Here is a 16,236-nt window from a genome sequence, read left to right as displayed (position 1 = left end):
CGGAGGAGAATTACTTCGAGGAAATCGACGAGAAAGCAGATCCGGATCTCATTCCGCTCGTCCAGAAGCTCATCCAGCAGAAGACCGCGCGCTGGTCGCCGGACATGGTCAGCGATCCCATTCAGACCAGCCTGCTGAAGCTCATCGATGAGAAGAAAAAGGCGTTGAAACCGAAAAAAACGGCGAAGGGGAAAGCTGCCGAAGCTGCTCCGAAGTCGAATGTGTTCAACATCATGGATGCGCTCCGGAAGAGCGTCGAGGCCGATCTCAAAGGCAGGAAGTCCGGGTAGTCACATGCATCTGACGAACACCAAAGTAGCCCACGAGAACGGCGGTTGGCGCGTCGACTTCGTTGGAGATGACGGCGATGCCGTTACCGTTAATGTGGCCAATGCCGCCTATATAGATGAGGAGGCTGCGGTCGAACGCGCTCGCGCCATCATGGTGCGGTTAACGGCGTTCGGCACCCGAGGCGGCGGTCGGAGCGTGAACACCTACGATGCCGCCAGCAATGGGAATTTCGACGACGATCTGCCCTTGCTCGTACCCGGCACTGATTATCCGCCATGGCAAGACATGCAGCCCGTTGACGCTCGCCCTTCCCGATGCCATCTCCAGTATGCCCAAGACGAAGACAAAAGCGCAGAGCGATGATCCAGAGTGGTCGCTCCCGGTGGAGGCGACGTTCGGATCGGCTGTCAGGGTGAAGGGAATCCTGCAGGAAATACGGTCTCGCCTGCCTCCCGCGGTCAGGAAGTCGCTGGATATGCAGTCGGGCGAGCTTACTCTCGTTATGCCGGAAACTTCGAAGACAGCGTTTCGCGCGACCTCTTCGATTGTCTCGGAATCACTGCAAGGCATAGCTGACCTTCCGATCATCCCTCGCGAGATCGAGGACATCCTGGGAATAACCTCCTCGGAAAGGAAGCGGTTGGAGGACGGGCGTCTTCCAAGCGCCGGAACCCGAACCGTCAGGCTTCAGGGCCGAGCGCGACGAATCACTTTCCACGTATTCGATCCGCGGGTCGTCGAAGACCTGCTCAATCGCGGGGCCGTGGATGAATGGCGCGAGGAAGACGCGGCGGCGAAAGCAGAAAACCGGAGGCGCGCCGCCTACCAGGCGAAGCTGCCGCGTTCCCAGGCTGAAGATGCTGCGCACGGTTTGAGAGGGTGGGACGAGTTCGGTAGCGAGGGTCTGCTGCGGTAGCGATTGGCGGTGGATGGCCATCATGGATGATCCCAGCGATGCGGCGGCGCTTTTCAAACACGAATGGCCATACCACCACGTTCACCGGTCCCGTTTCGTCTTCGATCGTCAGGAATGTGACACCCTTTGCCGACCTCGGCCATCTGACACATGTCAGACGCAAGCGCCTTGATGACATCCTCCGGCAGGCCATGCGCCTTCACAACATCGCGGATCGCTCCCTTGGCCCGATAGCATGAGACGGTCGCGCAGAGAGCGACCTTGTCCTCACGATTTGGGCAATACCATAGTATGATGTGCTTGGTGCCAGTTTCCGGTAAGCTCAACTTCACGCGGCAGGGCATCAAGCACGATGACAGGACGAGATGCACCTGTGCCGGACTGTTTTGAGATAGATCGACAACGTCCGTCGGTTCGGACGTGGCTGGCTAGAGTTAACGACAAATGAACGGGGGCGATTTGAAGCGTCATCGGTCTCTCCGCTGGGTCGTCGCATACGGATTTTTTGGCGCGCCGCGTGCCGGAGCGTCGATCGCGTTTGCTATGGCAGCTCTTTCGATCACTGATAATGCAGCGGGCGGGGCTACAGCGCTCGCAGCTATGACCGCTGCGCAACTGGCAGGAGCGATACCCGTTGCCCGGTTGGGACGCGGTTCTAACTCGATCGCGTATTTCAAGATCCTCATTGTCATCAGGACCATGGCGCTATTCTGCGGCGCCGCAGCGTGTGGCATGGGCGCGCCCTACTCGATTTTCATCGCTGCGGCAGTTGCGTCCGGGCTTGTACAAGGAGCAGCCTTTGGCCATCTGCGCGACGCCGCAAACTATCTTGTCGCACCGACGCAGATGACCAGAGTCCTTGCTTGGGGGTTTTTCGCAGCCGAACTTGCTTTTCTGGTCATGCCGATCCTGGCGGCGGCGTTGGGGACCGTCTCAGCATCATTGGCGATAGGTGCTATCGCGGTTCTAGGGGCGCTTCCTGCCTTCATCTTGCCGTCAGCACCGACCGCCGACGTGAAGGTCGAGGACGCGGAGAAGAGAAAAGCGATATCTCCAGATGTCCTTATTTGGTTAGCGTGCGCTTGCGCCAGTTCCGCCGCAATCAGTGCGATCGAGGTTGGCGCGGTATCAATTGCAATGGGATTTGGGCTCCAAGCGGGGTATGGAGCAGTGTTCACTGGAACCTTGTGTGCGGCCTCCCTGATTGGCGCAATTGTAAATAGCTTCCTTAACCGAACTTTTTCGAGGCACCAGGTCGCCGGAATGCTAGCGGCGATCCTCATTGGTATCGCGCTCGTACTTCAAAATTCCTTTGGGTTATCGATCGTCGGCTGTGCGTTGGTGGGACTATTTGCCCCGTCACTCGGTATTCACTACTCTTTGCAGATCAACAGATTGGTAAGGCCCGAAATGAGGGCCGAAACGTTCTCGGTGCTGAAGATATCCACCTCGGTTGGGACGATATTGGCGTCATCGATGCTTGGCTGGACATCGGTCTCTTTAACGCTGACCGCAGCGATATGGTTGCTCCTTTTCGCACTGGGGATGATTTCAGTGCAGGACTTGATCGTCGGGCGGCGCCTGTCCACGGCGCGCACGCAGCGTGTACCAGATTAGGCAAGGCGCAAAATGCCCCGGCGTGCGGGCAAAGAAGGTAACGGGACGGCCGGATGTCCATTTCACTTAACGAGCAGGCAACCCCGACTGAGCCCGATGCGGCGCTGATCCTGGACCACCTGCCGGGTCTGGTCTGGACGACAGACGAAACGGGCACAATCTCATACTGCAATGCCCGTTTTGGAGAATATGCTGGTATAGATTTCGGCTTGAGCCGCTCATCACACTGGGCGAGCGTTTTACATCCGGACGACGTAATATTCGCGGTCCAGTACGGTCGAAGCGCGCGGTGGACCGAAGGGCATACGGTCATCAACGCCCGTTTGCGACGAAACGATGGAGAGTTCAGGTGGTTCGAGCTTGCAGCGTCGCCGCTGGCGGATGGTGGAAAGGTCTGCTGGCTCGGGACAGAACTCCACGAGAGCGCCAGCGAACGGGCCCAAGAGGAAATCGAAAGCAGATTCCGGCGCTTCCTCAATTGCTTATCGCTTCCAGCGCTGCTGATCACCCCTGCTTTGGAACTCGAGTTTGCCAATCATGCGGCGTTGCGTTGGTACGGCTTTCGGCCTGAGGGTTCGGAGCAAGTGACTTCGGCCGATATGGAGTCGAGGAAATTCGATGAGATCCTGCTTCCGCTCAAGGCATACATGGAGGGAGAGCAAACAGCGGTCGTCTCATACCAAGCACAGCATGCCGACGGCACACTCCGGTCGCTTGAGGCGCAAGTCGTGCCGATTATCGATAAGTCAGGCGAACTGACCAACTACGTCGTACTTCAGAACGACGTTCAGGACTCTCGCGATGCCGCCTACCTGTTCGGGAAGGAAATGGAGATCCTCGACATGGTGGCCCGAGGCACACCATCAGCAAGGGTTCTTCAAGAGCTCTGCAATGTCGTCGACGATCTGATCCCCGATCTCCTTTGCTGTTTTCTCGAGCTGTCGCTCGATCGCAAGTTCTTTCGAATGGGCGCGGCTCCCCGGTTGCCAAGCGAATTCCGAGAGATCTTCGACCGAAAGAGCGTGGCTGCGGACAAGAATGCGTGCTCAGTCGCAGCGCTTTCAAAGAAGGCCGTTGAAATCCAAAACCTAGGCGAAAGCGGTCATCGCGACACGTCCATGGGCCAGTTCATGCTGGCCAACAAACTCAACTATTGTCATGCAATTCCCATTCTCTCGCCCTTTGGGAACACGGCTGGGATCTTTGCCATCCTCCGTCATCAATATACCGAACTTAAACCTCACGAGCTGCAAATTATCGACCGTGCAGCGCATATAGCGGGGATTTCCATAGACAGGACGCGCCATGAAGAAGCGCTAGTAAAGCGGGAGACCCAGTTCGAGCGGAGCCAGGCACAGCTCGTCGCAGCACAGCGGATTAGTTCGACCGGTAGCTTCACATCCGACATCCAGCGGGACGAAAATATCTGGTCTGAGGAATTTTATCGAATATTCGATCTCGATCCGAAGCTCGCGCCGAGCATCGATGCGGTCAGGGAGCGAATCCATCCGGAAGACCTGGAACGTTTCAATGTCGAGATGCAGAGAGGGCTTACTGGCGAGGGCTCCGATTTCGTCTTTCGGATCATCCGGACGGACGCTTCCGTCAGGTTCATCCGCGGACTTGCAAAAGTGACACGTTACGTGGGTGACCACCCGATCTTCATGGGGACTGTACAGGACATCACTGAGACGAAACGGGCGGAAGACGCCCTCCGACGTGGTGAGGAAGCTCTGTTGAAAGCGAGAGAAGAACTCGCCTATGTTTCACGCGCGATGACTATCAGCGCCTTGACGACGTCCATCGCCCACGAGGTGAGCCAACCGCTGTCGGGGATTCTCGCCAACGCCAACGCCTGTGTTCGCCTGTTAGCGCTCGATCCGCCGGACATCGCCACTGCGGCAGACACTGCACGGAGAACAATCCGGGACACTATGCGCGCAACCGAAGTCGTTAAGCGCCTTCGGGCTATGTTTAGTCGGCAGGCTCCGACTATGGAGGAGATCGACCTCAATGAAATTGCTCGCGAGGTAATCGCATTATCGGCGAGAGATATGCGGGAAAGATCTATCGTCCTCGAGTCCAGATTGGCATCCGGACTGCCTTCGGTCAGAGGCGATCGTATTCAACTCCAGCAGGTCATCTTGAACCTGGTCCTGAACGGGATCGAAGCCATGGCTGAGATCGAGGGGCGGCCCCGCCGTCTGCTTGTGCTGACTTCACCCGACGAGGACATGCTCACTTTGTCGATCGTGGATGCGGGCGTCGGCATCGCCGCGGACTCTGCGGAGAGGCTGTTTGAACCTTTCTTCACCACAAAGCGTAACGGAATGGGGATCGGACTTTCTATCAGCCGGTCGATCATCGAAAACCACGGCGGCAGCATGTGGGCGACGCCCAACGATGGACCGGGCACAACGGTTGCCTTTTCGATACCAAAAATCCCTCCCTTGGCCCAGAGCGTTTAACTGACCTACCAAGCTCTATGCGGGCGGCTTACTGAAGTCTCGTCTTGGCCAGACACCAGGACGGTTTTGCCAGGCACTGGGCGTAGTGTTCGAACGGGGCAGGTTCATATCAAAGGCACCGAGCACGGACCCAGTGCCCCATTCGAGAAGGTCAAGATAGCAGGGGTTGGAACGCCGCCCCTGATTAGTCAGGCCGCGGTTGAGGCGTGGCCGCTCGTCAGCAGCTTTACTAGGTGCTGAGCCCCTGCTGTCGAGGATGCTGGGTTTTGTCCCGTGATTAGGCGACCGTCAGTAATAGCGAAGCTCTCCCAGTTTCCTCTCTTTTCGTAAAGGCCGCCGAGCCGCGTGAGTTCATCCTCCACGAGGAAGGGAACGACCTTAGTGAGTTGGACTTCTTCCTCCTCTGTATTGGTGAAGCCCGTTACACGCTTGCCCTGAACAATAGGAGCGCCTTTGTGGGTCACCCGATGCAGAACTCCGGGCGCATGACATACCGCCGCGACAGGCTTTCCGGCATTGTAGAAGGCCTCGATCAGCTTGATCGAATCCTGATCCTCTGCAAGATCCCACATCGGGCCGTGGCCGCCCGGATAAAATACGGCGTCGAAGTCTTCCGACCTCATGTCCTTTAGCAGCTTTGTGTGGGCGAAAACTTTCTGCGCATCGGGATCCTTCTTGAAGCGGGCCATCGCCGGTGTCTGGTTCTCAGCCAGATCACTCTTAGGATCGACAGGCGGCTGTCCTCCCTTGGGTGACGCAAGAGTAAGATCGATGCCGGCGTCACGGAACACGTAGTAAGGAGCGGCGCCCTCCTCAAGCCAGAAGCCGGTCTTGCGCCCCGTGTCGCCGAGCGTGTCATGAGAAGTGAAAACCATCAGTATCTTCATCGGAGAATCTCCTTCCAGGTTGATCAGCCGAAAGAGGCTGCGGCGCAGACTATGCTCTCGATGGATCGATGGCGCAGTTGAACATTGGTATCGGCGATACCAAGGTATTGAATGCAGCTTCCCAGCTTCCAAGAGAAATTTTTAATTCCCCCGAGAGCTCAACTGAGGTCCGACAGAGCGACACTCGCTCCAGAACCGACGGACGCAGATGGTACCCAGACACGTGTCGGCGCTGGCCGATCGCTGATGGCAATCAGAACCCCGACGATCGCCACCATGGCAATTGCGATCACAACAAGCGGAAAGCTTGAGCAAGGATGTTCTTGGTCTCGGTAGATCATCTTCTGCTCCCGATTTCTGGCCGCGGCTGATCCGAAACCGCCGGCTTCGACGGAGACTATGTCGGGGGACAACCAGGAAGGCAGTTGCACCTTGGTATAGGCGATACGTTTGTATAGGCGATACCATCGTGCAGTAGCGCGCTACACGGGTCAGTCTCAATGTTCCCGGATACGGATCGACGACGGATATCGATACGGAAGGTCAGCGCAACACTCTCGGAATCCGGATCGTGAGCGCAGCCTAGAAGGTAAGCAATCACCACCGGAGACTGGCGCAATGTCAAATTTCGTACCCGCAAATCTTACACGCCGATCTTTTGGCGGCGTTGCACTCGCCATTACCGCAGCGGGTGTCCTCGGTGAAAAGATGGTTGAAGCCTCTCAGGCAACCACGCGTGTGGACGTACCAACGGCCGCTACCGGAGCCATACTCGAAGCAAACAAGAGTATCGAGGCAGGGGACCTGCTTGTCTCCTATGCCGACCTGGGACCGGCGACCGGATCACCAGTGTTGCTGCTGCACGGCTGGCCCTACGACATCAACAGCTTCGGGCGGGTCGCACCTCTGCTCGCCGACCGAGGCCACCGAGTTATTGTGCCGTTCCTGCGGGGCTACGGCGGCACGCGCTTCCTATCCGGGCGGACGAAGCGCAATGGGCAGCAGGCGGCAATTGCAGTCGATACGATCAAGCTCATGGACGCCCTAGGGATCAGGGAGGCTACGATCGCTGGATTCGACTGGGGAGCGAGGACTGCCGACATAGTCGCGGCCCTTTGGCCGGAACGCTGCAGGGCCCTCGTCTCGGTCAGCGGCTATCTGATCGGAAGTCAGAACGCGGGCAGGATGCCACTGCCGCCGTCCGCCGAACTTCAGTGGTGGTATCAATTCTATTTCGCCACAGATCGCGGTCGCGAGGGCTATGAGAAATATACGAACGACTTCGCCAAGCTCATCTGGCAGCTCGCCTCCCCAAATTGGAAGTTCGATGATGAAACGTTCTCGCGAAGTGCCGCCGCGTTGGGGAATCCTGACCATGTCGCGATCGTCGTTCATAACTATCGATGGCGTCTCGGACTGGCCGAGGGCGAGAAGCGGTTCGACGAGTTGGAAGACAAGCTCGCGGCCGGTCCCGAAATACACGTGCCTACGATTACCATGGAAGGTGACGCGAACGGGGCACCCCACCCAGATCCAAAAACCTACGCAGACAAGTTCAAGTCGAAATATGAGCACCGCCAGATCACAGGCGGGATCGGTCACAACCTGCCGCAAGAAGCCCCGGAATCGTTCGCTAGTGCCGTGATCGATGTGGCCGGCTGGGCGTAGTTACCGAAATCGGCGCAGCCTCGAGCCTGTGAGGGAGCACGCATCAACCGACAAGTTCCGCGCACGTCGGTCCGGGCTCGACGCCTGTTCGATGGTGACCCGTCAAAATCCAGGTATCGAATCCTTCGATGAAATCGATCAGAAAATGGTGCCTAGTGGGACACCCGCCGGCCGTGTGATGGTGGAACGCACTTCCAGATAGCACAGCTCTTCTCCGCGATTGCACGGCGAGGAGCGTGCTTAAGCTGGAAGGATTTTTAGTAGGCGACCCCACCAGCTCAAACCGGAAGGATCGATGATTGGAAATCGGAATCGATAGTTTCGCAATGCTTTTGACCGACCCTGCCACGGGGCGATTGCAGTCAGCCATTGACCGCATGGAGAGCGTGCTGGCGGAGATTGAGCTCGCGGATCAAGTCGGCCTAGATGTTTTCGGAATGGGCGAACACCATCGAGAGAACGCGCTCGATTCAGCCCCGGCCGTCATCCTTGCGGCCGCGGCCGCGCGCACAAAGTCGATCAGACTGACAAGCGCCGTGGCAGTCCTCAGTGCCACCGATCCCGTGCGGCTCTTCCAGGAGTTCGCCACACTGGATCTGATATCCGGCGGAAGAGCTGAACTCGTGGTCGGTCGCGGCTCATCCGTCGAGGCCTATCCTCTGTTTGGATTCGACCTGCGGGACTACGACGCGCTCTTCGCCGAGAAGCTGGACCTCTTGCTGAAGATCAGGGAGCAACCCAATGTCAAATGGGAGGGCCGCTTTCGTCCTGCGATCAATGGCGAGGGTGTCTTTCCCCGTCCGCACCAGCCGACCTTGCCAATCTGGCTGGGCGTCGGCGGCACGCCTGAATCCTTCCTCCGCGCCGGAACACTCGGATTGCCGTTGATGGTCGCCATCATCGGCGGAAGCTTCGAACGTTTCTTGCCTCTGGTCGAACTCTACCGTCGCGCGTGGCTCGCCGCCGGCCATCCCGCGCAGAACCAGAAGGTCGGAGTACATGCCCTAGGCTTCGTCGGAGAGACGGACACGGCTGCCAGGGAAGCGTTCTTTCCGGGCTGGTTCCAGATGTTCACGGACGCTGGACGGGAACGGGGATGGCCGCCGCCAACGAAGGCGCAATTTGAGCACATGTGCGGTCCAAGTGGCGCGTTCCTGGTTGGCAGTCCGGAGACAGTTGCGGCCAAGATTATGCATGTGAACAATACCTTGCGTGGAGTCTCTCGCATCACCTTCCAGATGAGCACCGCAGCACTGGAAACCGAGGCGATGCGCCGCTCGATAGAACTCCTCGGCACTGATGTAGCGCCTCTTGTTCGCGGACAACGTCCTTGAATGAGTCATCGAATGACACGAGGCTCAAGGGAAGATACCAACACCGCCTGATCGCCGGGGGATCAGCCACAGCCTTCCCCAGAAATCACCAGACGCCTTCTCACAGGCGGTTCCCGATCCGTGGGCCTGAGGAAGCGAAGTGTTTCCACCGTCGGTGGAAACACTTCTTGCGAAGGCAACGCGCCAACGTGGATGCTGTGGTCAACTGCTGCTGCCGAAAATGAGGTTTCGATAGGCTGCGAGCATCTCCGGATCTTCGACAGAGCCATGATGATGGAGTTGCCTCCAGCCGCCATCCACCTGAACGAACCAGCGGGTTGTTCGGAAGGCGACATCAAGACTGTCGCTGGCAGTTTGACACTTACCCCGTTCCCGACCGACGAACAGATGCCACTCGCGTCCGCCCTGGCTGGTGAAGTCATGGAACGCAACATTTACCGTTGCGGCGCCGCCGAACAGCTTAGAATAACCCTCAGCGATCTCGTTCCAACCGCGACGAATTCCGCCGATAGGGTTGTCCATGCTGGGAGCCGCCCCAGGGAACCAGATCGCCTCCAGCCCCACCATATCGGCAGCATTGAAGGCCCTGTAGAATTCGATCAGCGCATCCAGAGCGCCACCGTTCCCTGCCTTCTGTTCTGCACCCGTGATCTCTTCAAAACGTTCCTTCATGTCGAAACCTCTTTGCGGAATCTGTGGCGAGCTACGCCAATCAAGCGGCGTCGATCGGTCGACTGGAGGAAGGTGGCAGCACGCTCCAGAGCCAAGCCGACGAAGGCAACATGCGCAGCGATGGTTGCGTAATCCATTATACGATGGTGTCGGCGCAAGCCCACCGCGGCAAAATCCCTATAGGCCGCTGGCGATACCATCGTACAATGGACTTCTAGCGAGAACGGCGCATCCTCAGCAGGCGGTCGGAGCAAGCGCATTGCGCTGCCGCGCGCCGCAAGTTGAGAGAGTTGTGATATACATACTTCGATTGGACGACGAGCCTGCTGTCTTCTCTGGGGACGAAGCACATGTATCGGATGATCTCGGCAATGACGAATGCAGCGCTTCCCGATGGTGGGGATATCAAGCGACCAACCGTCGTGGTTATCGACGACGACATATCAGTCAGGGAATCCCTGGAACTCCTCATAGTATCAGCGGGCTGGCAGCCCCTGCTCTTTGAATCCGCCCAATCCTATCTTGCAACCCCCCTCTCGTCGGCTCCGTGCTGTCTCGTACTCGATGTCAACATGCCGGGCCTGAACGGCCTCGATTTGCAGACCGTGATCAACATGGGCGGCAATCGCATGCCGATCATTTTCGTCTCCGGCTTCGGCGATGTCCCGATGACCGTAAAGGCGCTCAAGGGGGGCGCGCTCGATTTTCTGACCAAACCCATCGACACGATGGCGCTTCTGGAGGCGATCCGATCGGCACTCGCGCGGAGCGAAGAAATGCTACGCAACGACGAGGAGCTTCGACGGCTGCAGCGCTCGTACGACACGCTGACAAAGAGGGAACGCGAAGTGATGATACGCGTGGTCAAGGGTCTCTTGAACAAGCAGGTCGCATTCGAGCTCGATATAAGCGAGATCACCGTGAAGGCGCATCGCGGCCAAGTCATGCGTAAAATGGACGCCCGCACCCTTCCGGAACTGGTGAACATGGCTGCAAAGCTCAGCCTCGGAGAAAGTGTCGAGGCGGACTGAAGCGTCCGGCAGTCTAGCGCGGCGACGTGCACTACCCTCGCGCTCGACGTCTTTCGGATGGATAGAGCATTATCATCGCGACGAATATGGCCGCCCCGACGACCGGGGCGATGCTGGCGAGGCCGAGGGAAAGACCGAATCCCGCGTCGATGCTAGCCGTCCGCGCCAGAATGATCCCCACCACCGGAGGTCCCGTGATCTGTCCGACAGCGAAGACAGCCGTTAGAAGTCCCATGTATCGGGCATGATTTCTCGCGCGGATTCGCCTCACTTCGTTAATGGCAAAGAAACTGATCGCGGTGAACGGCAGGCCAACCGGAGCGCTGCTGACGCTCAGTCCCAGAGCGTCGTGCCAGAACGCGAGCAGGCTCGGCGCCCGAGCACCATTAACGCTGCTTCGTAGAGGTTCCGGGTCAGATCGAAGGCTCCCATCCTGGGTGCAAGTCTCGCCGACTGGCCCGCCCATAGGTTTGTGAAGTCACCCCGTGACGCCTTTTCCGCCTGCGCGCGCACGGCAGACAGTGCGGCTCCGGCAGTTGGGAACGCTGGCACGGCCTCTGAAATTGGACCGAGTTCCCGCATGAGGCGATTGACGATACCTCTGGCGGGACGGCCGGTGAAGACGTTCGTGATTGCGGTACTGTCATCACCTGCCTCGGCGAGCGCTTGCGCGTGTACCGCCGGGATCTTCGCCTCCGGGCAGAAAAGGTAGGCCGTGCCGACCTGGACGGCGGAAGCGCCGAGCATTAGGGCCGCAGCAACGCCCCGGCCGTCGGCGATACCACCCGCAGCAATCACAGGAACCGCTACGGCATCGACAACTTGCGGAACGAGCGCCATCGTTCCGACCTGGGTGGACATGTCCTGTGTGAGGAAGTTGCCACGGTGCCCTCCGGCCTCAGAACCCATCGCGATGATGGCGTCGGCCCCGTTCGCCTCCAGCCACGCGGCTTCGGCCGCGGTCGTAGCGGAGGACACGACCTTCGCGCCGGCCGCCTTCACGCGGTCCAAGAGCGGCCTGGCAGGCAATCCGAAATGGAAGCTCACCACCTCCGGCCTATGCTCTTCGACAACCTCACAGAAGCGTTCATCGAACGGCGCACGACCCGCACCGGAAACGGGAGCGGCAGGGTCGAGATCAAATTCGACATAGTAGGGCGCCAGCAACGCCCGCCATCGGATCTCAGCGACCGCGTCCACGGAAGGCGTTTGATGCGCGAAGAAATTCACGTTCAGCGGCGCCTTGATCGAGGCGCGAATGCTGCTGATCGCAGTCTTCAGTTGATCGACGGTCAATTGCGCACTCGGCAGCGAGCCTAGTCCTCCAGCCTGCCCTGCGGCGACCACCATCTCGATGGTCGTTGCTCCAGCCATAGGCGCCTGGATGATCGGAAGCTCAATACCGAAAAGATCGAGTATGCGTCGGTCTGGCCAGCTCGTCATATCGCACACCATCCCATTGTGTGGCTCGACCACTGGTTAGATCCTTGCACGTGGCGGGTCTATTGCACTTGATGATCTGGCACCCGATCCAAAGGTATCGGGGACACCTTCGTACAATAGCTAGAAGCTATGAACCGCGAGATGGTGTTGTCACGGCGGCGGCGACGATCGTTCCTATCCGCAACAGTAGAGACATGACTTTGAAGATCCTGGCGAACCTGCCGCGCGTCGGCGGTCGGAGGATCGTGCGTGGTCCAACAATGGAGGTGCTAATGAGCACGCGGAAGACAATCTTGATCACAGGCGCGTCCCAGGGGATTGGGGCAGGACTGGTCAGATCGTTCCTCGAACGAGGCTACAATGTCGTCGGCACATCGCGCCGTGTCACGGAAGCAATGCTGCCGGACGCTCCGGAACACCTGGAACTGGTCGATGGCGACGTGGGCGATCCAGTGACCGCCGAACGCGTAGCGCAACGCGCGATCGAACGCTTCGGATCGATCGACGCGCTGGTGAACAACGCGGGCATTTTCTTCACCAAGCCGTTCCTCGACTACACGATCGACGACCTTCGGCAGCTTACCGCGACGAATGTCGAAGGATTCATCCACTTCACCAAGCACGCGATCCGGCAGATGCTCCGCCAGGGATCGGGCGGAAGTGTCGTCACGATAACGACCTCGCTGACAGACCACCCGATCGCCGGCGTGACCGCGTCGTTCGCCATGATCACCAAGGGCGGCCTGAATGCGGTCACGAAGAGCCTCGCGATGGAATTCGCCAAGGACAACATCCGGGTGAATGCCGTCGCTCCCGGCATCGTCGACACGCCGATGCATGAAAAGGATCCGAAGGACTTTCTGAAGTCTCTCTCGCCAATGGGCACGATCACCGCCGTCCCGGAGATCGTCAACGGCGTCGTCTATCTGACGGAATCCACCAACATCACCGGGGAGGTGCTGCACGTCGACAACGGCGCACATTTGGGAAAATGGTAGTCCCTGGCGCTGACGCACGATTGCGGGATCTTGAGATCGAGCTCCCTCCCCCGCCGACACCTTTCGGCGCTTATGTCGAGGCGGTCCAGGTCGGCACGCTTCTCTTCCTGAGCGGAATGCTCCCAGTGATCGGACACGAAGCGGTCTACCACGGGCGCGTCGGCGAAGGTCTTTCGGTCCCTGAAGGCTACAACGCCGCCCGTGCTGCCTGCCTCAGCGGGCTCGCCGCGGCGAAGGCACACCTGGGATCTCTGAACAAGATCAGCCGTATCGCCAAGCTCGGCGTCTACATCGCGTCGCCCGGCGATTTCCAGGAACACCCGAAGGTGGCCGACGGGGCATCCGAGCTTCTGCGCGACGTGTTTGGCGCGTCATTGGTTCCGCCCCGAATCGTCCTTGGCGTCTCCAGCATACCGTTGGGAATGCCGGTCGAAATCGAACTCGTGCTCGAGATCGAATCCTAGCGACATCATTCCAACGACCTGAATGGAGTTATTCATGAAACTCAGATCACCCATCTCGACGAGCGCAATTATCTCGTCATCGAAGTTCCTGACGGCTGCGGCAGTGCTCATGCTTCCGGCCCTCGCGCTTTCCGGGCAGACGATGGTCGCGGAGACGACAGATCGTCCCACCGACTCCAAGTCACAGCCTGCGAGCGAGAAGCCCCAAATCCGGATCGAGAAGCGCACACCCGCATATTGGCGCGTCACCTTCGACAATCCGCCCTTCAACATATTCGGCCCGGAGACCATTCCGCAGATGGAGGCGGTCGTCGCGGAGATCGAAGCGGACCCGAGCCTGAGGGTCGTCGTCTTTGACAGCGCGGTGCCGGGCTCCTTCCTCACCCACTATAACTTTACGCCGCCGCTCTCCGAATCCACGAGCCTTCCCTATGGAAGGACCGGCCTCCACCCCCTGCCGGACATGCTCGTTCGCATCAGCAAGGCGCCCGTTGTCTCCATCGCCCTCATTCGCGGGCGAGCCACGGGCGTCGGCAGCGAACTGGCGCTCGCCAGCGACATGCGGTTTGCCAGCAAGGAGAATGCAATTCTTTCTCAATGGGAGGTCGGAGCCGGCTTCGTTCCGGGTGGCGGTCCGATGGCGCGCCTCCCGCGTCTGATAGGCCGCGGCCGCGCGCTCGAAGTCCTTCTCGGCTCCGATGACATCAACGGCGATCTTGCCGAGGAATACGGCTACGTCAACCGTTCATTCGACGACGACAAGCTGGACCCGTTCGTCGATGCGCTCGCCGCCCGGATTTCTGGTTTCGACCGTCAGGCGATCGCTGATACGAAACGCCTCGTCGATTTCGCCAGCCTCCCGAGCGATCCGGAAATCGGAGCGGGCTGGGACGCGTTCATCCAGTCCGTCCAGCGCCCAGTGGCGCAGAAGAACATCGGCCGCCTGATGGAAATGGGACTTCAGACGAACCCGGACGTCGAAGAGCGCCTCGGGCACTACACTCAGACTTTGGCCGACAACTAGGCCAAAGCCGCGCCCGCGCGTTGGAACGGCAGGTCGCGCGGGCGTACATCCTGCCAGTCGTCCCCTCAGAGAAATCGCGCGGTTCCCAGCCGCGGAGATCTTCCGCACTGACAACCCAACCAGCGATGGAGAAGTCACATGCACAGCATCGAAAACCAGATCGTCGATTCCAGCTTTTCGGCAATCATCAACGCACCGATCGAACAGGTGGATATTCCGAAGTGGTGCTTTACCCTGCCGGAGAAAGAATACCAGGGCTGCTCTCCGGCGCACATCGCTGCGGGCTTCACGACGGCGCCCGACGGCACGCGCATGTCGATCAATGTCGAGACGATCGGCGGAAGCCTGATGGTCCAACATTACCTCGAAACCCTCGGCGAGAAGGATCATCTCGTCCTTGATTCCGATTCCGACGTGTTCACGCCAAATGGCCGCGTGACGATCCATGTCACCTGGGAACTCAGCGTCAAGAAACTCGACGCGGGTCGATGTGAATTCACCAACCGCGTCAGGTCCTATGCAACGGACGAGATGATGGCCTTCCTCGACCGCCAGGGCATCCCCTTCGAGATCTTCCGGACGCAGCGGCAACCGATGTCGATCGCACACAACAAGGGCGAGACTCCCCTGTTTGCCGCAAGCATCGAGCGGGCGGCGCTGAAGAACGCCGCCTCCACGAAAGCGGCCTGATCAACGGAGGAATCCCCATGACCCAACTGTCTTTCGACCGGAATAATACAGGTCTGCTGGTGGTCGATCCGTACAACGACTTCATTTCCGAAGGCGGCAAGATCTGGCCAAGGATCAAGGAAGTGGCCGAGGCGAGCAACTGCGTACCGCACATGCTCCAAATGCTGAACGCGGCGCGCGAGGCGAAGCTTCGCGTCTTCTATGCTATGCATCATCGGTATCGCGCCGGCGATTACGAAAATTGGAAGTTTATCGCTCCTATCCAGCGCGCGGCATGGCATCGCAAGAGCTTCGAGTTCGGCACCTGGGGCGGAGAATTCCGCGCCGAGTTCGTACCACAGCCGGGTGACGTCGTCGCCTCCGAACACTGGTGCTCCAGCGGCTTCGCCAACACCGATCTCGATCTCGAGCTGAAGCGGCATGGAATCCAGAGGCTTATCGTGATCGGGCTCGTTGCCCACACCTGCATCGAGGCGACCGTGCGCTACGCCGCCGAACTCGGATACGACGTGACCGTCGTCAAGGACGCGGTGGCCGATTACTCGCAGGAGATGATGCATGCCGCTCTGGAGGTCAACCTCCCCAACTATGCCAGCGCTATCGTCGACACCACGGAAGCCATCGAAGCGATCGGCCTTACACAAGCGGCGTAAGCTTGCATCTCGGCGGCATCAGCATCTGGCGAGCGTTCGCGGACGCACGCCGAATCTCCCATCAAAATCGAAAAGTAATA

Annotated in this window: 15 protein-coding genes and 4 pseudogenes; 13 read left to right on the top strand and 6 right to left on the bottom strand. The window is 59.1% G+C overall.

Annotation, left to right across the window (positions count from 1 at the left end):
- From C3Y91_RS30960 to C3Y91_RS38240, 3 genes and pseudogenes are all read left to right on the top strand, one after another.
- Positions 1–290 (top strand): annotated as a pseudogene (locus C3Y91_RS30960) (non-homologous end joining protein Ku); the annotation flags it as partial.
- Between the two features lie 4 nt (positions 291–294).
- Positions 295–543 (top strand): annotated as a pseudogene (locus C3Y91_RS30955) (hypothetical protein); the annotation flags it as partial.
- A gap of 76 nt (positions 544–619) precedes the next feature.
- The gene (locus C3Y91_RS38240; RefSeq protein ID WP_168271729.1) at positions 620–1,207 is read left to right on the top strand and encodes a hypothetical protein; all 588 of its coding nucleotides are present in this window, start codon (positions 620–622) and stop codon (positions 1,205–1,207) included.
- Positions 1,208–1,216: 9 nt separating this feature from the next.
- Here C3Y91_RS38240 and C3Y91_RS38805 read toward each other — a convergent pair.
- Positions 1,217–1,346 (bottom strand): annotated as a pseudogene (locus tag C3Y91_RS38805) (OB-fold nucleic acid binding domain-containing protein); the annotation flags it as partial.
- A gap of 13 nt (positions 1,347–1,359) precedes the next feature.
- Positions 1,360–1,551: pseudogene (locus C3Y91_RS38625) on the bottom strand (hypothetical protein); the annotation flags it as partial.
- A 100-nt stretch (positions 1,552–1,651) separates the two neighbouring features.
- On the opposite strand from C3Y91_RS38625, the gene C3Y91_RS30945 reads away from it, so the two are divergent.
- Both C3Y91_RS30945 and C3Y91_RS30940 read left to right on the top strand, forming a co-directional pair.
- Positions 1,652–2,824: an MFS transporter gene (locus C3Y91_RS30945; protein ID WP_168576193.1), complete on the top strand. Its 1,173-nt coding sequence runs from the start codon at positions 1,652–1,654 to the stop codon at positions 2,822–2,824.
- Between the two features lie 53 nt (positions 2,825–2,877).
- On the top strand, positions 2,878–5,292 hold the full coding sequence (locus tag C3Y91_RS30940; protein ID WP_168576192.1) for a PAS domain-containing sensor histidine kinase: 2,415 nt from the start codon (positions 2,878–2,880) through the stop codon (positions 5,290–5,292).
- A 188-nt stretch (positions 5,293–5,480) separates the two neighbouring features.
- Here the strand turns inward: C3Y91_RS30940 and C3Y91_RS30935 are convergent, their stop codons facing one another.
- Positions 5,481–6,179 (bottom strand): type 1 glutamine amidotransferase domain-containing protein, encoded by a 699-nt coding sequence (locus C3Y91_RS30935; RefSeq protein WP_131720430.1) that lies wholly within the window; start codon positions 6,177–6,179, stop codon positions 5,481–5,483.
- 618 nt (positions 6,180–6,797) lie between these two features.
- Here C3Y91_RS30935 and C3Y91_RS30930 point away from each other — a divergent pair.
- Positions 6,798–7,847 (top strand): alpha/beta fold hydrolase, encoded by a 1,050-nt coding sequence (locus C3Y91_RS30930; RefSeq protein WP_168576191.1) that lies wholly within the window; start codon positions 6,798–6,800, stop codon positions 7,845–7,847.
- 299 nt (positions 7,848–8,146) lie between these two features.
- Positions 8,147–9,181, top strand: a complete 1,035-nt coding sequence (locus C3Y91_RS30925; RefSeq protein WP_168576190.1) for an LLM class flavin-dependent oxidoreductase — start codon at positions 8,147–8,149, stop codon at positions 9,179–9,181.
- A gap of 201 nt (positions 9,182–9,382) precedes the next feature.
- On the opposite strand, the gene C3Y91_RS30920 is transcribed toward C3Y91_RS30925, so the two are convergent.
- Positions 9,383–9,853 (bottom strand): YybH family protein, encoded by a 471-nt coding sequence (locus C3Y91_RS30920; RefSeq protein ID WP_074068747.1) that lies wholly within the window; start codon positions 9,851–9,853, stop codon positions 9,383–9,385.
- A gap of 350 nt (positions 9,854–10,203) precedes the next feature.
- Between C3Y91_RS30920 and C3Y91_RS30915 the strand changes: the two genes are divergently transcribed.
- On the top strand, positions 10,204–10,884 hold the full coding sequence (locus C3Y91_RS30915) for a response regulator transcription factor (protein ID WP_131720427.1): 681 nt from the start codon (positions 10,204–10,206) through the stop codon (positions 10,882–10,884).
- Between the two features lie 31 nt (positions 10,885–10,915).
- Here C3Y91_RS30915 and C3Y91_RS38235 read toward each other — a convergent pair whose 3' ends face one another.
- Together C3Y91_RS38235 and C3Y91_RS30910 are read right to left on the bottom strand one after the other, a co-directional pair.
- On the bottom strand, positions 10,916–11,179 hold the full coding sequence (locus C3Y91_RS38235; RefSeq protein ID WP_425523621.1) for a YbfB/YjiJ family MFS transporter: 264 nt from the start codon (positions 11,177–11,179) through the stop codon (positions 10,916–10,918).
- A 38-nt stretch (positions 11,180–11,217) separates the two neighbouring features.
- Entirely contained in the window at positions 11,218–12,327 is a 1,110-nt protein-coding gene (locus C3Y91_RS30910) for an NAD(P)H-dependent flavin oxidoreductase (protein ID WP_168271730.1), read from the bottom strand.
- Between the two features lie 272 nt (positions 12,328–12,599).
- Between C3Y91_RS30910 and C3Y91_RS30905 the strand changes: the two genes are divergently transcribed.
- From C3Y91_RS30905 to C3Y91_RS30885, 5 genes are all read left to right on the top strand, one after another.
- Entirely contained in the window at positions 12,600–13,325 is a 726-nt protein-coding gene (locus tag C3Y91_RS30905; RefSeq protein WP_168271665.1) for an SDR family NAD(P)-dependent oxidoreductase, read from the top strand.
- A complete protein-coding gene (locus C3Y91_RS30900; protein WP_131720424.1) occupies positions 13,319–13,789 on the top strand; it encodes a RidA family protein in 471 nt (156 codons plus the stop codon). Before C3Y91_RS30905 ends, C3Y91_RS30900 begins: the two co-directional genes overlap by 7 nt.
- 34 nt (positions 13,790–13,823) lie before the next feature.
- Positions 13,824–14,813 (top strand): enoyl-CoA hydratase/isomerase family protein, encoded by a 990-nt coding sequence (locus tag C3Y91_RS30895; RefSeq protein ID WP_168576189.1) that lies wholly within the window; start codon positions 13,824–13,826, stop codon positions 14,811–14,813.
- Between the two features lie 138 nt (positions 14,814–14,951).
- Positions 14,952–15,503, top strand: a complete 552-nt coding sequence (locus tag C3Y91_RS30890; RefSeq protein WP_074068764.1) for a hypothetical protein — start codon at positions 14,952–14,954, stop codon at positions 15,501–15,503.
- A 17-nt stretch (positions 15,504–15,520) separates the two neighbouring features.
- Positions 15,521–16,156 (top strand): cysteine hydrolase family protein, encoded by a 636-nt coding sequence (locus C3Y91_RS30885; protein WP_168271668.1) that lies wholly within the window; start codon positions 15,521–15,523, stop codon positions 16,154–16,156.
- Positions 16,157–16,236: the final 80 nt, after the last annotated feature.

Source organism: Rhizobium ruizarguesonis, assembly GCF_012349115.1.
GTDB lineage: Bacteria > Pseudomonadota > Alphaproteobacteria > Rhizobiales > Rhizobiaceae > Rhizobium > Rhizobium ruizarguesonis.
Note: the sequence above shows the minus strand (reverse complement) of the source record. Positions and strands in the feature narration are given on the sequence as shown.

What these genes read in the sequence shown, in the direction of transcription:
- C3Y91_RS30940 (WP_168576192.1), top strand. Translation starts at nt 2,878, where the DNA reads ATGTCCATTTCACTTAACGAGCAGGCAACCCCGACTGAGCCCGATGCG.
- C3Y91_RS30905 (WP_168271665.1), top strand. Translation starts at nt 12,600, where the DNA reads ATGAGCACGCGGAAGACAATCTTGATCACAGGCGCGTCCCAGGGGATT.
- C3Y91_RS30885 (WP_168271668.1), top strand. Translation starts at nt 15,521, where the DNA reads ATGACCCAACTGTCTTTCGACCGGAATAATACAGGTCTGCTGGTGGTC.
- C3Y91_RS30945 (WP_168576193.1), top strand. Translation starts at nt 1,652, where the DNA reads ATGAACGGGGGCGATTTGAAGCGTCATCGGTCTCTCCGCTGGGTCGTC.
- C3Y91_RS30915 (WP_131720427.1), top strand. Translation starts at nt 10,204, where the DNA reads ATGTATCGGATGATCTCGGCAATGACGAATGCAGCGCTTCCCGATGGT.
- C3Y91_RS30900 (WP_131720424.1), top strand. Translation starts at nt 13,319, where the DNA reads ATGGTAGTCCCTGGCGCTGACGCACGATTGCGGGATCTTGAGATCGAG.
- C3Y91_RS38240 (WP_168271729.1), top strand. Translation starts at nt 620, where the DNA reads ATGCCCAAGACGAAGACAAAAGCGCAGAGCGATGATCCAGAGTGGTCG.
- C3Y91_RS30910 (WP_168271730.1), bottom strand. Translation starts at nt 12,327, where the DNA reads ATGACGAGCTGGCCAGACCGACGCATACTCGATCTTTTCGGTATTGAG.
- C3Y91_RS30935 (WP_131720430.1), bottom strand. Translation starts at nt 6,179, where the DNA reads ATGAAGATACTGATGGTTTTCACTTCTCATGACACGCTCGGCGACACG.
- C3Y91_RS30890 (WP_074068764.1), top strand. Translation starts at nt 14,952, where the DNA reads ATGCACAGCATCGAAAACCAGATCGTCGATTCCAGCTTTTCGGCAATC.
- C3Y91_RS30895 (WP_168576189.1), top strand. Translation starts at nt 13,824, where the DNA reads ATGAAACTCAGATCACCCATCTCGACGAGCGCAATTATCTCGTCATCG.
- C3Y91_RS30920 (WP_074068747.1), bottom strand. Translation starts at nt 9,853, where the DNA reads ATGAAGGAACGTTTTGAAGAGATCACGGGTGCAGAACAGAAGGCAGGG.
- C3Y91_RS30930 (WP_168576191.1), top strand. Translation starts at nt 6,798, where the DNA reads ATGTCAAATTTCGTACCCGCAAATCTTACACGCCGATCTTTTGGCGGC.